The 13,897-nt window shown below is 37.7% G+C and carries 18 protein-coding genes; 9 read left to right on the top strand and 9 right to left on the bottom strand.

What is annotated here, in order from left to right; all coding sequences use genetic code 11:
• Window positions 1-67 precede the first annotated feature (67 nt).
• A complete protein-coding gene (locus ACOMC3_RS12640) occupies window positions 68-1,378 on the bottom strand; it encodes a hypothetical protein (protein WP_420316252.1) in 1,311 nt (436 codons plus the stop codon).
• Window positions 1,379-1,549: 171 nt separating this feature from the next.
• Between ACOMC3_RS12640 and ACOMC3_RS12635 the strand changes: the two genes are divergently transcribed.
• From ACOMC3_RS12635 to ACOMC3_RS12625, 3 genes are read left to right on the top strand one after another with little or no spacing between them, the layout of a single operon-like run.
• Window positions 1,550-2,119: a MarC family protein gene (locus ACOMC3_RS12635; protein WP_420316251.1), complete on the top strand. Its 570-nt coding sequence runs from the start codon at window positions 1,550-1,552 to the stop codon at window positions 2,117-2,119.
• On the top strand, window positions 2,116-2,571 hold the full coding sequence (gene rnhA / locus ACOMC3_RS12630) for a ribonuclease HI (protein WP_420316250.1): 456 nt from the start codon (window positions 2,116-2,118) through the stop codon (window positions 2,569-2,571). Before ACOMC3_RS12635 ends, rnhA begins: the two co-directional genes overlap by 4 nt.
• Before the next feature lie 33 nt (window positions 2,572-2,604).
• Entirely contained in the window at window positions 2,605-3,228 is a 624-nt protein-coding gene (locus ACOMC3_RS12625) for a hypothetical protein (protein WP_420316249.1), read from the top strand.
• Here the strand turns inward: ACOMC3_RS12625 and ACOMC3_RS12620 are convergent, their stop codons facing one another.
• The 4 genes from ACOMC3_RS12620 to ubiE are packed head-to-tail and all read right to left on the bottom strand — an operon-like array spanning window position 3,229 to window position 6,855.
• Complete coding sequence (locus tag ACOMC3_RS12620; protein ID WP_420316248.1) at window positions 3,229-4,575, bottom strand: saccharopine dehydrogenase family protein; 1,347 nt, start codon at window positions 4,573-4,575, stop codon at window positions 3,229-3,231.
• Between the two features lie 38 nt (window positions 4,576-4,613).
• On the bottom strand, window positions 4,614-5,366 hold the full coding sequence (locus ACOMC3_RS12615) for an SDR family NAD(P)-dependent oxidoreductase (RefSeq protein ID WP_420316247.1): 753 nt from the start codon (window positions 5,364-5,366) through the stop codon (window positions 4,614-4,616).
• The gene (locus tag ACOMC3_RS12610) at window positions 5,363-6,184 is read right to left on the bottom strand and encodes a porin family protein (protein WP_420316246.1); all 822 of its coding nucleotides are present in this window, start codon (window positions 6,182-6,184) and stop codon (window positions 5,363-5,365) included. The genes ACOMC3_RS12615 and ACOMC3_RS12610 overlap by 4 nt, the downstream gene beginning before the upstream one ends.
• Window positions 6,133-6,855: a bifunctional demethylmenaquinone methyltransferase/2-methoxy-6-polyprenyl-1,4-benzoquinol methylase UbiE gene (ubiE, locus tag ACOMC3_RS12605; protein ID WP_420316245.1), complete on the bottom strand. Its 723-nt coding sequence runs from the start codon at window positions 6,853-6,855 to the stop codon at window positions 6,133-6,135. The genes ACOMC3_RS12610 and ubiE overlap by 52 nt, the downstream gene beginning before the upstream one ends.
• A gap of 62 nt (window positions 6,856-6,917) precedes the next feature.
• On the opposite strand from ubiE, the gene yihA reads away from it, so the two are divergent.
• Genes yihA through ACOMC3_RS12590 form a run of 3 tightly spaced genes read left to right on the top strand, consistent with a single transcriptional unit; the run spans window position 6,918 to window position 8,459 of the window.
• Window positions 6,918-7,517 (top strand): ribosome biogenesis GTP-binding protein YihA/YsxC, encoded by a 600-nt coding sequence (gene yihA / locus ACOMC3_RS12600; protein ID WP_420316244.1) that lies wholly within the window; start codon window positions 6,918-6,920, stop codon window positions 7,515-7,517.
• Between the two features lie 32 nt (window positions 7,518-7,549).
• Window positions 7,550-8,014, top strand: coding sequence for a DUF5606 domain-containing protein (locus ACOMC3_RS12595; protein ID WP_420316243.1), 465 nt, complete (start codon window positions 7,550-7,552; stop codon window positions 8,012-8,014).
• Window positions 8,007-8,459, top strand: coding sequence for an acyl-CoA thioesterase (locus tag ACOMC3_RS12590; protein ID WP_420316242.1), 453 nt, complete (start codon window positions 8,007-8,009; stop codon window positions 8,457-8,459). The genes ACOMC3_RS12595 and ACOMC3_RS12590 overlap by 8 nt, the downstream gene beginning before the upstream one ends.
• Here the strand turns inward: ACOMC3_RS12590 and ACOMC3_RS12585 are convergent.
• On the bottom strand, window positions 8,449-8,922 hold the full coding sequence (locus ACOMC3_RS12585; protein ID WP_420316241.1) for a nuclear transport factor 2 family protein: 474 nt from the start codon (window positions 8,920-8,922) through the stop codon (window positions 8,449-8,451). The genes ACOMC3_RS12590 and ACOMC3_RS12585 overlap by 11 nt on opposite strands.
• A gap of 58 nt (window positions 8,923-8,980) precedes the next feature.
• On the opposite strand from ACOMC3_RS12585, the gene ACOMC3_RS12580 reads away from it, so the two are divergent.
• The gene (locus ACOMC3_RS12580; protein ID WP_420316240.1) at window positions 8,981-9,298 is read left to right on the top strand and encodes a hypothetical protein; all 318 of its coding nucleotides are present in this window, start codon (window positions 8,981-8,983) and stop codon (window positions 9,296-9,298) included.
• Here ACOMC3_RS12580 and fbp read toward each other — a convergent pair.
• Window positions 9,273-10,280, bottom strand: coding sequence for a class 1 fructose-bisphosphatase (gene fbp, locus ACOMC3_RS12575; RefSeq protein WP_420316239.1), 1,008 nt, complete (start codon window positions 10,278-10,280; stop codon window positions 9,273-9,275). The genes ACOMC3_RS12580 and fbp overlap by 26 nt on opposite strands.
• A gap of 78 nt (window positions 10,281-10,358) precedes the next feature.
• On the opposite strand from fbp, the gene ACOMC3_RS12570 reads away from it, so the two are divergent.
• Window positions 10,359-11,597 (top strand): aspartate kinase, encoded by a 1,239-nt coding sequence (locus ACOMC3_RS12570; protein ID WP_420316238.1) that lies wholly within the window; start codon window positions 10,359-10,361, stop codon window positions 11,595-11,597.
• Between the two features lie 30 nt (window positions 11,598-11,627).
• Window positions 11,628-12,557 (top strand): TlpA family protein disulfide reductase, encoded by a 930-nt coding sequence (locus ACOMC3_RS12565; protein ID WP_420316237.1) that lies wholly within the window; start codon window positions 11,628-11,630, stop codon window positions 12,555-12,557.
• A 10-nt stretch (window positions 12,558-12,567) separates the two neighbouring features.
• Here the strand turns inward: ACOMC3_RS12565 and ACOMC3_RS12560 are convergent, their stop codons facing one another.
• Window positions 12,568-13,428 carry a fructosamine kinase family protein gene (locus ACOMC3_RS12560; protein WP_420316236.1) on the bottom strand — a complete coding sequence of 287 codons (861 nt, stop codon included), beginning with the start codon at window positions 13,426-13,428 and terminating at the stop codon, window positions 12,568-12,570.
• Entirely contained in the window at window positions 13,425-13,895 is a 471-nt protein-coding gene (locus ACOMC3_RS12555) for a low molecular weight protein-tyrosine-phosphatase (RefSeq protein WP_420316235.1), read from the bottom strand. The genes ACOMC3_RS12560 and ACOMC3_RS12555 overlap by 4 nt, the downstream gene beginning before the upstream one ends.
• Between the last annotated feature and the right edge of the window lie 2 nt (window positions 13,896-13,897).

Below are 13,897 nucleotides of genomic sequence, written 5' to 3'. Positions count from 1 at the left end.
TCCTATAAAATTAAAGAAGCCACACCGAAAACTCAGTGTGGCTCTTTATGTCAAATTTTTATAACTATTAATCTCTTCTCTGAATCGTGACCGATTCATTTATCCAGCAACCAACGGTTATTGTTTGCCCTTCTTCCATACCTTCATTAAAGATTTCTTCTATTGAAGGAAATTGTTCTTTGGAAGCTGCCATTTGGGCTGTATTTCCTGCTCTTTCATACATTTTATATGCAGCAAGAAATACTCCTCGATCCATGACCTTACTTTTATCGCCTCTACAGTCTTCAAAACTTGTGAAATACAAGTTACCTATTAAATTATATGCCTCTGCACTGCCTGGTTTGGCGCTGAGTGCTTCATATGCCAGGGTTCTAGCTCTGGATTTATTTCCTAGCTTACTATTGGCAACAGCCTGTCCCATCAACGCGTCAAATTTTTCTTCACTGGTCGAAGCAAGACTGAGTGCCTCTTCATGGTACTTAATGGCTTTGCCTGATTCATTGCTGGCATTGTATTTATTTCCTATAGTCACTGCCAACTTGTAAGAAGGCTGTTCCTTAAATACGGTTTCACTAGCCTCTAGCCAATATGGCTGGTCTATACACTTGGCTTGTAACGAATAATTAAAAATCTTCTTAGCATTACTAATGTCATCCGGATTTGATCTAAATCTAGGAACGAGGTTTTGCTCTATAAACTCACACGTAAGAATTCCTGGAATTGAACTTAACCAAGCATCTGTTTTCGCCTGTTCCTTGTCTAATTTTTCCGGATTCTCACCATTCTTTCTTTTGGCTTCAATGATATCAGAAATTTGAGTGTGAATATCCAATACTTTAGATGCTGGCATTTTTTCTGAATCTATCTGATGGTAATTTTTAGCCAATAGCATATAAGTATTTAAGTTGAATGTTGAAATTTCAGGACCATTCATCTCAAACGCTTTGGCGTATAACTCAGCTAGCATTGAATACTTAGACGGAGTTTTATAGTAAAGCTTGAAAGCAACATAAGCCTTGCGATCCATTGTTGAGGCTGGATTATCAAAATGTTCAATCCGCATATCATACATCCATAGCAAAGAATCCTGAAGACGCTCTTTTCTGCCTTTATCCGAGGTTTTCTTCAATATATCTTCAATGCAGTCTACACCCTGGATATAAATGGATGGGTTAAGGTTTGGATTATTCTCATAAAGCCAGTTAAGTGGAGTCATTGCTTCCTCAAACTTACTTTGAGCGATGAGTAGCTTATAGTATGCTTGCTTTTCCATTGCCTGACTTTTCAAATCAGGATCTTCAGGCCAATTCCAGCCTTCCTGTCCAAATGAAAAAGTAGCCATCAACACAGTAAGTGTTATTAAAAAAGATTTTATCATGTCCAATTGATTTGTATTTTGGTTTGCCTTTTAATTAGAATTATTCTGCCAAAACAGTGCCATGTAGTCCCTATGTCATGGGAAAAATGTTTGCAAATTGAATAATTTTTTATGCTAATACGGGTGTCAATCACATTAGTTTTGTGTTAAATATCATTCAAAAATCATCCAATGTTCAATTTTAAGGAAATAATTAGTGTTTCACTGATCTTGTTCTCGGTAATAGATATACTTGGTAGTGTGCCAATAATCATCGATTTACGTAAGAAATTCGGTCATGTACAGTCTGGAAAGGCGACCATAGTATCAGGTGTGATCATGGTTATTTTTCTTTATCTCGGTGAAAGCATTCTCAATCTATTTGGTATTGATATTAATTCATTTGCTGTTGCAGGAGCTATTGTAATGTTTCTATTGGGTATGGAAATGATACTTGGAAGACAGTTTTTCAGATCAGATCCTGACGAAATGAAAAGTGCATCAATCGTTCCATTGGCTTTTCCATTGATTGCAGGTGCGGGCACTATGACTACATTGGTATCTCTAAAAGCAGAATTCTCTACTTATAATATTCTAGTGGGAATTGCTGTTAACTTACTTTTTGTTTACATAGTGTTAAAGACCTGTGGATGGTTGGAAAGAAAAATTGGAACTGCTGGTTTTAATATTCTAAGAAAAGTATTTGGAATTGTATTGCTTGCCATTGCAATTAAAATATTCAAAAATCACCTGTTAGTATGATTACAATGTTTACTGACGGGGCTGCCAAGGGCAATCCTGGCCCAGGTGGGTACGGCACCATTCTACGATTTGGCGATAAAGAAAAAGAGCTCTCAGATGGATTCCGACGGACAACCAATAATCGGATGGAATTATTAGCTGTAATTGCAGGATTGGAGGCAATTAAGAAACCTGGTTGGAGGGTGCTGGTCGTATCTGATAGCAAATATGTGGTAGATGCTGTTACAAAGGGATGGCTCAAAGGTTGGGTTGTAAAAGATTTCAAAGGAAAAAAGAACAGAGACCTCTGGGAACGTTACTTGAAAGCCTCAGCTCCACATGATGTTCAGTTTAAATGGGTGAAGGGACATGCAGGTCATCCGGAGAATGAAAGATGTGATCAACTGGCTGTAGAGGCTGCTGAACGAAAAAATCTAAAAGTTGACGAAGCTTTTGAGGCTGGAAACACGTAAAAGTTTAAATTAGAGTGGTTTAATACTAAGAAAATGCAAAAAGGCTTCTATTATTTTCTATTCGCAGCTGCGATTATTGGTTCAATGGCGATTTATTTCAAAATTGAGCGAGACAGGAAAATGAAAAATCCTCAACTGACCGATATGGCAATTGAGCCAGATATACTCATGTCCACAGCAGATCGAAGCTTTCAGGACAATAAATCTTTTGCTGCAATAGACTATTTGGAAGATGCCATAAAAACCATGAAACTATTGGAAAAAGATGGCGATAGTGTAAGTGCAGCAGCAATAGAAATTGCAATTAGCGATCTTCAGGCAGTAGAAAGACATATTAAAGCAGAAGACATCAATGAAGATTTGATGTATGAAGCCTTTGCAGATGCGATGAATTCATTGGCCTTTGCTTCTTTACGAGTTTCTGAACAATTCATTAAGGAAGGCAAAATGGTAGAGGCAAGAGTTACCATTGATCATGCAATGGATCACCTTCAAAATTCTATCTTTTTTGCTAGAGGGGAACAAAAAGAGGATGAAATCAAAATTGCTTCACATTTACAGCGAATCATTGAACAACATTTAGAAGAAGACATTTCCGAAATCGATATTGTGATGGCTGAAATTGACTCAGTCGTTAAAGCCCATGTCATCAAATGATCAATAAAAGGTAGGTTCTACTTCCCGCTCATTAAATTTCAATCCAGTAGTAATTAGCTCCTCAAGTACAGGTTCATAGATTTCTTTTTTAATAGGAACATGCACTCCCGTAAGTTTTATTTTACCTTTTAGTACCAGTTTAGCAGCTATAGCCAAAGGCAATCCCACAGTTTTTGACATAGCTGTGTTGATTTCATCATCCCCAAGAGCAACCATGCTGGATTCTATTTGCCTTGGCTTTCCATTATCCAAAAAGTTGAATTTGTGCCACATGACAATCATATCCTTATCATCTGGAAGCAAACTCCATTTCTTCTTAAGAATATGTTCCAATACTTGAGCTGGTGTCCCTTGATTTAAACCTATAAGTTCATCGTCAAACATTCCAAGCCATCTAAGTTTGAACATGATTCCATTATCCAAATCTAGATTTAGATAATGAGCAAGTTTAAGTTCTATTGAATCGTTTGGATTGTATGATAGAAATGAGTTAATGAATTGACGATGTGTCATTTCAGACACATTTTCCATTTCATAGGTGTCATCAGTAGCTCCAAGCTGTACAAAAACATCCCAAGCTGCGCAATATCCTGGCCTTCTAAGCGTGCCACGATAAAGTGTCTTGATACTCCTCAAATTATATACATCAAGATAAGCAAGTGAATCCCTGTTGGCATATCCTTCAAAATAGCCATGATCAGGAATATAAATTGCCTCTGTTCGCCTAAATAGCTTATGATAAGGAATGTATTTGTATCGACCCTCCTGAATAAACTTACAGGTGCCTTGTCCTGCTAAGACAACATTTCTTGGGTTCCAGGTGAATTTGTATTTCCATGGGTTGTCACCTACAGATTCTTCAGCGACCAATCCTCCGGTAAATGTTTCAAAACCGGTTAGTTCATATCCTTTATTTCTAAGTTCATCAAGCACTTTCATTGCCGACATATGATCAATACCGGGATCGAGTCCCATTTCCATGATCATGAGTTTGCCCGCATTTTCAAATTGATCATTCAGGGCCTTTATTTCTTCTGTGAGGTATGAAGCAGTAAGAAAATGCTTTTTTAATTCTGCACACTTTCTGGCAACATGAATATGAAGGGAGGCAGGAAGCATGGAAATGATCAAATCATTTTCATTTACCAGGCTGGATAGCAATTCAGCATCAAACACATCGAAGGTAACAGCCTTTGCTTGTGAATGTCCCTTAATTTTGGAATTTGCTAATGCTAAATCTTTTTCTGCAATTGTTAAATGCCATTGTTCTTTCTTGGCATTTTCAAGTAGGTAGTTGATGAGAGCAGTTGATGATTTACCTGCCCCGATGATCAGGATATTTTGCATCCGGCAAATATGTATTTATCACTAATCTTTAAAAAAGACTATTCACTTTTTTTATTCACAATTGTGCTGCTAGCCTGATCCGTTGGAAGGATCAAGAGGTCTCCAATAACGACATGAGGGGGTCGGTTAAGTACAAATTCAATGGTTTCCGCCACATCTTTGGCAGTAAGAGGAGTATAATTTTGGTATACCTGCTTTGCTTTTTCTGAATTGCCTTTGAATCTTACTTCACTAAATTCAGTTTCTACCAATCCGGGATCGATTGAGGTCACTTTGATGCCGAACCCATTGAGATCCATTCGCATGCCTTTTGTAAGTGCATCTACCGCGTGCTTTGAAGCGCAATAGACATTTCCTTTGGGATAAACTTCTAGTCCGGCTATAGAGCTGATATTCACGATGTGCCCCATTTTTCTTTCTACCATTTGCGGTATGATAGCCTTACTTACGTATAAAAGACCTTTTACATTGATATCCATCATTGCATCCCAGTCGTCCATGTTGCCCTCATGGATAAAATCAAGCCCATGAGCATTACCCGCATTATTGATGAGGACATCAATTTCCTGCCATTCAACAGGCAGTGAGGCAATTGAATTGAACACAGATTCTTTATCACGAATATCAAAGGAAAGTACTTCTACTTCTCCAACAAGTTCTTTTTTAAGGTTTTCTAATCGTTCTTCTCGCCTTCCGCAAATGATTAAACGATAGTTTAATGAAAGCAATCTTGCAGTTGCTTCACCGATTCCGCTGGTAGCTCCTGTTATTAAGGCTATACGCTGACTCATTGCTTTAATCGTTTTTTCTGACGTGCTTTTATTTTGCCTGCACCTTTCGTTTTACCCCCAAGCTTTCGTTTGCCGCTTGGCCCTCCTTCAAAAGTCATGAAGATTCCAAGATTTTGCCGGGTGAGTCGCTCAAGGCCGACACTAAAGTCATTTGGATCATCAGTCAGCATATTCCTTAACCCGTATGAGTATCTAATCTCAGGTGAGAATTTAAAATAAGCGAAATACATATCCAGGCCAACTCCCACATCAATTGAGATATCCCAGTTTCTAAGCTCCAGTTTCTCTCCTATATCTTGTTCATCACTCTTGCCAGAAGCTTCCAAAGAAGGATTGACACCAGCGAGCATATACATGGCAAGATTACCTCTTCGGGCGGATTTATATTTGATAAGCATTGGTAGTTCTACCATGGTGGCATCTTTTAACTCACGCTGAGTAATGCCATTAGTGAATCGATAGCTTAAGTCATTCTCATAAAACCCAACCGTCGGAAGCAGTCTGAAATCAACATAAGTTCCCAATTTCATATTGATGACAAAACCAAGTTTAAATCCTCCTAGGTTTCCGGGTATAATCGAGTGTACCGTGTCCATCGCAGGAGATGTGAAATAGTCAGAATATTTGATGACGTATTTTGAAGAGTGAACCCCAATTAAAAACCCATAGTGAATCCATTGATCTTCATAGTTGATCAGGTTGTCAGTAGGATTATTTTGAGCATGAGATGAAAACCCCAGGCTTAAAATGAGAAAGCATGTAAAGGCTACTTTTCTCCCACGTAAATAGAACTGATACCAAGGGTTAATGGTCTGCATTTAGTCTTTTTATATCCGGTTTTTTCCAGAATGTTTAAGAAATCTTTTCCAAATGGAAATTCATTCACCGACTCTGGTAGATAGGTATAAGCAGCATTATCATTGGATACTACTTTTCCAATCTTCGGTAATATCCAACGAAAATAAAAATTATATAATTGTTTGAATGGAAATACTGTAGGTTTTGAAAATTCAAGGATTACAGCCCTTCCGCCCGGTCGAAGCACTCGATTCATTTCTGATAGCCCTTTTTCCAGGTTTTCAAAGTTTCTCACTCCAAATGCAACGATCACAGCATCAAAGCTATTGTCTTCAAATTGAAGGTTTTCTGAATCCCCTGATTGCATATCAATGATATCTGAATATCCACGTTTTTGCATTTTCTTTCGACCCACATTGAGCATTCCCTCGGAAATATCCACCCCAACAACTTTTTCAGGATTGAGTTTCAGAGATTCAATAGCAAAATCTCCGGTTCCGGTAGCAATATCTAAAATGCGCTTGGGCTCCATGTCTTTCAACATCTTAATGGCCTTCTTTCTCCATCTGATGTCAATTCCTAAACTAAGGAAGTGATTGAGAAAATCATATTTACCTGAGATGCTGTCAAACATTTCTGCTACCTGCTTCTTCTTAGCATCCGACTTATCTTTGTAAGGTACTACCGTCATAATTGCCGCAATATTAGTGGATTAAACCCGTGTACGGCCCAAATGTTAGCAGTTTCTTCTTTATGGATATAAAATCAGCAGAATTTATCAAAAGCAGCCCCAAGGTTGCAGACTGTCCGGAACCAAAGATCCCGGAATATGCCTTTATCGGTAGGTCAAATGTGGGTAAGTCGAGTCTTATCAATCATCTGACGAATCGTAAAAAGCTAGCAAAAACTTCTTCCACGCCCGGGAAAACCCAACTGATCAACCACTTCCTGATTAATGATCAATGGTATTTAGTGGATTTACCTGGCTATGGATGGGCGCAGACAAGTAAAACCAATAAAGCTGAATGGAAGAAAATGATCCACACCTACCTGGAAGAACGTCAGAATCTTGCATGTGTATTCTTGCTTGTGGATTTGCGCCATGATCCACAAAAGATCGATCTCGATTTTATGGAGTGGTTAGGTACAGAAGGAATTCCATTCAGTATAGTATTTACTAAAGCGGATAAGCTTGGAAAAACTCAGGTTCAATCCAATGTAGCGTCTTATAAAAAAGAAATGCGAAAGACATGGGAAGAGATGCCACCTACATTTGTTACATCATCAGTAGATAAAATGGGTGGTAAGGAAATTTTAGATTTTATTGATAGAATCAATGCAGAGATAATATGAAAGGATATTTTTGCAACCTCAATAAATAACATATGGATTTTAGTGATATAGCATCAGTTTCCGGAAAAGGAACCCTCTTCCAGATTATTCAACCGACCCGAACGGGTGTGATCTTAGAGAGTCTGGATGAACACAAGAAGAAAATGGTGGCCACCATGCACAACAAAGTGAGCATCCTTTCTGAAATTTCAATTTATACGACTGATGCCGAGGGAGCGGTTCCGCTGGAGGATGTTATGCGAAAAATTCATATTGAATTTGATGGAGATACAGACCTTGATAAAAACAGTAGCCCTGAAGAGCTTAAAGCGTTCTTGAAATTTGTGTTGCCTGATTATGATGAAGGCAGGGTATATGTTTCTGATATAAAAAAGGTAGTAAGCTGGTACGATCAGCTTGTTAAACAAGCACCTGAAGTTTTAGTAGAGAAAAAAGAAGAAGAAAAAGAAGTAGTTAAGAAAGCACCGAAGAAAAAAGAAGCGAAAAAAGGTGAGTGAGGTCAAATACAAATTCAGAGTTAGATGGGCAGATCTTGACCCCAATGGCCACATGCGTCATACTGCCTATAACGATTATTGCGCTCAGGCTCGTTTGATGTACTTTGAGGATATTGATATGTCATTCGGCAAATTGATAAAAATGGGTGTGGGTCCGATACTATTCAGAGAGGATACCAGATTTTTCAAAGAGGTCCGTATGAATGAAGAGTTCGAAGTTGGTTTTACCATTTCTAAACTCCGAAAAGATGGCTCTAAATGGTCGTTTAGGCACAATATTTATACAAATGACGGCAGTCTCTCTGCTAAAATTGATGTGGATGGTGCCTGGCTAGACCTTGCTAAACGTAGTACAACAGCTCCACCAACAGAGTTGAGCGATTTATTGCTTGATGCAGTAAAATCAGAAGATTTTGAGTGGATTCCGAATAAAGTCAAGGCTTAAACTTATCCGGTATCTCACAATTTTCTTTACGACGAGTATCTACAAGATGAAAGATCTTCCAGCCATCATCTCGTTTGATCAAATGGAATGCATCCACACCACAATGAGAAAACTGGTCGTCAACGTAAAATGCATAGTCTACCCAGACGGAGGCTAGATTGCCATCAATTTCAACTTTCTCATTCCAAATTGGTTCGTTCCATACTTGCTCTTTTGCTTGTCCAACAGCATTTTTAAATCGCTGAAAATCTCCTGACACAAGCTTAGAAATGCCATCTTTATCAACAAAAGCTGTAAACGTATTGGGTTCGGCCACAAAGCTTTTCTTCAACAAGGTGCTATCATTTGTACGCATTGCTTCGAAAACTTGATTAATCACTTTCATGACTTCATCTTTTTCATTTTGCTGAGCTTGAGACATAAAAGTCAACAGGCAAAAAACAACTATGGATATCATTTTCATGGCAACACCTTTTAAAGTCAGATAAAATGCCTGATAATTGCTTAAATCGGCATAAAATATGGATGAAGTTACGTTGCTGAAAGAGAGTTATCAACTGATCCGGAAGGATTTAGGATTAGAGGAGGAATTGGAATTTGAGGGCATAGAAAATCAATTTGATCGGTTGGAGGATTATTTGACCAAACAAGTTAATTACCTACTGGATCATGACCTAAACCGTCTCCTAAATGCGATGTATCGAATTGATGTCGCGGAAAAAGAGGTCCAAAAGCTACTTCATTTTTCCAATCAAGGAGAAATTGCTCGCAATATTGCTAAGGCTATAATTTCACGTGAAAAACAGAAAGTAATTACGAGGCAACAGTATCAGCCTTGATAAATGACATAGCATGCTCAACCATGTTCTCAGAACCAAGGTAAAGTGGCGTTCTTTGATGAAAAGCAGTTGGCTGAATATCTAAAATTCGTTCTTTGCCATTGGTAGCGACTCCACCAGACTGCTCCGCGATGAATGCAAGCGCATTGCATTCGTAGAGCAATCTCAATTTACCATTTGGATCTTTTTCAGTGTTAGGGTAAAGATAAAGTCCCCCTTTCATCATATTTCTATGAAAATCTGCAACGAGCGACCCAATATATCGGGCAGTCATGCCTTTTTTCTTGCAATCATCGATATACTCTCTTACCCATTCATCAAAGGAAAAGTAGTTGCCTTCATTGATGGAATAAATTTTTCCATCTTTTGGACATTTCATTAAATTATGAGAAAGGACAAATTCTCCGAGGCTTGGCTCCAGTGTAAACCCGTGAACCCCTCGCCCAGTCGTATAGACAAGCATGGTTGAAGATCCATATAAAATATATCCAGCCGCTACTTGTTCTGTTCCTTTTTGTAACACATCTTCCTCTTGAACAGGTCCTCCAACAGGCGAAATTCGCTTGTAGATTGAAAAAATTGTTCCTATAGAAACATTCACATCAATATTGGAGCTACCATCCAAAGGATCGATAGCAACAACATATCTACAGTTTGGATTAAGATGAATGATCTCTTGCTCTTCTTCAGATACAACTGCACAAGTCATTCCTCCATTTTTTAAGGCACGTGTAAAACGAATGTCTGCAACTACATCTAGCTTTTGCTGATCTTCACCTTGCACGTTTTTCTCACCAAACCCACCAGTGATATCTAGAAGTCCTGATTTATTAACCTCCTTATTGATAATTTTACCAGCCAAGGCAATATCTCTTAATAGTTGAGATAATTCACCTGTTGCAGAGGAGAATTCATCCTCTTTTTGCTTAATAAAGCGGTCTAAGGTTGTTCCTATTGGCAGGCCAAGCTTACTTTTGTTCATAAGGGGTTTTAGTTCGAAATGATTGTTTTGAATAAAGAACCACAAAATTAATCATTCAGTATTTATAACGTTTGCATAATGCAGATTTTCAAGTTTGGTGGTGCGTCAGTAAAAGATGCAACTGGAGTAAAGAATTTAGCCGAGATTGTCTCATCTCATGGCTCTCAAAAACTAGTGATCGTGGTTTCAGCCATGGGCAAGGTCACTAATAAACTTGAAGAGTTAGTCAAACAGGCACATGCTGGTGCTGATTTTTCAACAGCATTGGCTGAACTTAAGGAGTATCATCATCAAATAGCCGAAGAGCTATTGGGTGAAATTCCATCGAATTACCTGGCATTTGAAAAATCACTTGAGGAAATACTTTTGAAACTTTCAGAGTGTGAGCCAATGCTTGCATACGATAAAGTTGTGCCCCATGGTGAACTTATGTCCACATCAATTATAGCGGAGTACTTAAACAAAACAGTAAAGTGTCAGTGGTTTGATGCCCGCTCAATCATACGAACCGACCAATATTTTACAGAGGCAAATGTGGATTGGGTAGTCACTGAAAAGCAGGTGATTAATCAATTGAAACCTCTGGCTGAAGAATCAGTGGTTGTAACACAAGGATTTATTGGATCTGATCTAGAAGGCAATTCTACGACTCTAGGTCGTGAAGGATCTGATTATACAGGCGCTATTTTGGCTTATTGCCTGAATGCTGAGTGTTTTACAGTATGGAAAGATGTTCCGGGTATTTTAAACGCAGACCCTCGAATACTGGAAGAGGCTGAGCAATATGAGAAATTGAGCTATAGAGAGGTGACAGAAATGACCTATTATGGTGCGCAAGTCATTCACCCAAAAACACTAAAACCAATCGCTCAGAAAAGTATTCCGCTGATGGTTCGGTCTTTTCAGGATAAGGCAAAGGCAGGCACTACCATAGCAAGTGATAACACGACGAAAATGATCCCTTGTTTTGTTTTTAAAGGGAATCAACTTCTTGTGACTGCACAAGTAAAGGATCACAGCTTTATGGATGAGAAAAAATTGGGATTAATCCTGCAGGTCCTTGATTTGCTTAACATCAAAATCAATTTGATGCAAAATTCTGCTTTAACTTTCTCGTTTTGCATTGACAATAAAGACTTTAAATCCAGAAGGATAAAAGAGCTGCTAAACAGAGATTTTATTCTATCATTTGAAAGTCCACTCAATCTAGCAACGATTAAGAATTACACACCGGATTCGTTTAATAAGTTGCCCTGGAACAGAACAGTGATTATGGAACAGAAGACCTCAAATAATTATCAAGTATTGTATCGTTAATAAATTCTGAAGAATAGATGTCTAATTCAGATGAATAGAATTGAAATAATAATTTTTTCAATATTAGCACTAATTACGTCAAACGAATTTCTTAATTACAGCAGTTCGATTGGATTCTTGGCTAGTATTTATCAATTGCTTGTTGGATTCACTTTTTTCGTTTTAAATGCGACATTGGGATCTCTATGGTTACAAAAAGGAAAAATCACCAGATTTGCTATTAAGAGCTTTATTCCATTTTTGTTAGCCTATTTCCTGTGTGTAATTCTCCATACTGCTTATTGGTTAAGTTTATCTGAAAATGCATCATTCCAGCTTTGGTATACACTGAGACCTTTCCCTCACAAAGAGTCTATGATGCTTGTTGCATTATATTGTTTTGGACTCTTGTATGGTGGCATCAAGAATAATAAGAAAGTGCTCAAAATAACTTTAATATCATTACTTGGAGTTATTTCATTGGTAATTATTTTATATGTCCAGGCATTAAATAAAAACTTACCTAAAATCAATGAAGTTGAATTCATAGAGGATCGCTATACGTCAATAGAAGAATTATTAAACCTACCCCAATTCGCAAATAGAACTGTATATGTAGATCTATGGTATAGCAGTTGTAGTCCATGTATTGAGCAGTTTAAAAGCCATTTACCAGAATTGAAAAGCAGGCTCGATCCAAACAAAGTCAGCTTTCTATATTTAGCTCGTGAGACAAGCCATTTAGATAGCAAACAGCGTTGGATTGAGGCCATCTCCAAATATCAGTTAAAAGGATGGCACTATTATTTCTCTAAAGGTGACGAGCAAATGATTTGGGATGAGATTCGAACTAATATTAAGATTGAGCTTTATGGTTATCCCCACTATTTGATAGCCAGGAATGGGAAAATCATTTCATATAATGCCCCAAAACCAAGTGAAATAGAAAAAGTTTTGAAAGCATTATCTAGCATTAATTAAACTTCTTCAATTAAGTAAATCTTTTAAGGGTTTGTTGTATGCCTGATAGATAACTAGTCCCAAATAAATTTACGTGCACCAGCAGAGGGTAAAGATTATGTATATCTACCCTTTCTTCAAATCCTGATTCTAACGGGTATTCTTCCCGGTAATATTCGTAAAATTGAGGAGAGAAGCCTCCAAAAAGCATCGTAAATGCTAATTCTGTTTCCCTGTGCCCATAGTGCACAGCTGGATCAAAAATGGATGCCTCACCATTCGAATTGATCATATAATTGCCACTCCACAAATCACCATGAAGTAGCGCTGGTTTTTCATTGGGGATTAGCTGATCCAGCTGACCCATTAGTATGTCAAATTGCTTTAAGAGATTTCTATCAACAAAACTTTTAGATGTAGCTAATTTCAATTGTGGGGTTAACCGTTCTTCAATAAAAAAATCATACCAGGATGAATGCTGATTATTGGATTGGGGAAGACTACCAATGAAATTATCATGATCCAAACCAAACAGTTCAGATGTTTCTTTATGCTGTCTGGCAAGGTTTGTTCCGAAATCCTTCCAAAATTTTGAATTAGGTGATCCTTTCTGGATCCATGATGTCACCAGAAAAGATATATCATCAATAATTCCAACGTCAATGACTATTGGGGTAGAAATTGGTGAAAGTGTATGTAATAGTTTTAGACCCTTAGCCTCCGACTGAAACATCTCTATGAGGCTGGTTTTATTTGATTTTATGAAAAAATCTTTCGTTTCTGTCTTCACATGAATCGCATTATTGATGCATCCACCTGAAAGATTTTGGATCGAGACTACTTTTTGATCAGGATAATATTTTGTTATGATTTTAGTGATAAAATCACTCATAGATCATGTTTCTTCTTTAAAAAAACTATAAAATCATCAAGTGATCGATTGAGAATCTGATAAACATTTTCAAATCCGTTCATACCTCCATACCACGGATCGGGAACATCTTCACCCTTTCCATAGGGATCAAAATCACGCATTAGCATCAGTTTTTCTGAATCTTCTCCCATTTCAGCTACCATATTGCCGTAATTTGATTGATCCATTGCTAGTAAATAATCATATTCATCAGTATGACTTTTTTTGAATTGTTGGCCTTTGTGATTCACAGGAACATTATGTTTTGCTGCAATTTCTACGGTTCTTGGATCAGGATTTTCTCCGACATGATAGTTAGCAGTACCTGCTGAATCAGCCATAATTTGATCATTTAGGCCATGTTCTAGCAACTTTTTCTTAAAAATTGCTTCCGCTAATGGAGACCTGCAGATGTTACCTAAACAAACAAATAAAATTTTTTTCATTT

It is taken from the genome of Ekhidna sp., assembly GCF_965212185.1.
Classification (GTDB): Bacteria; Bacteroidota; Bacteroidia; order Cytophagales; family Cyclobacteriaceae; genus Ekhidna.
This window is presented reverse-complemented; position numbering and strand designations above follow the sequence as displayed.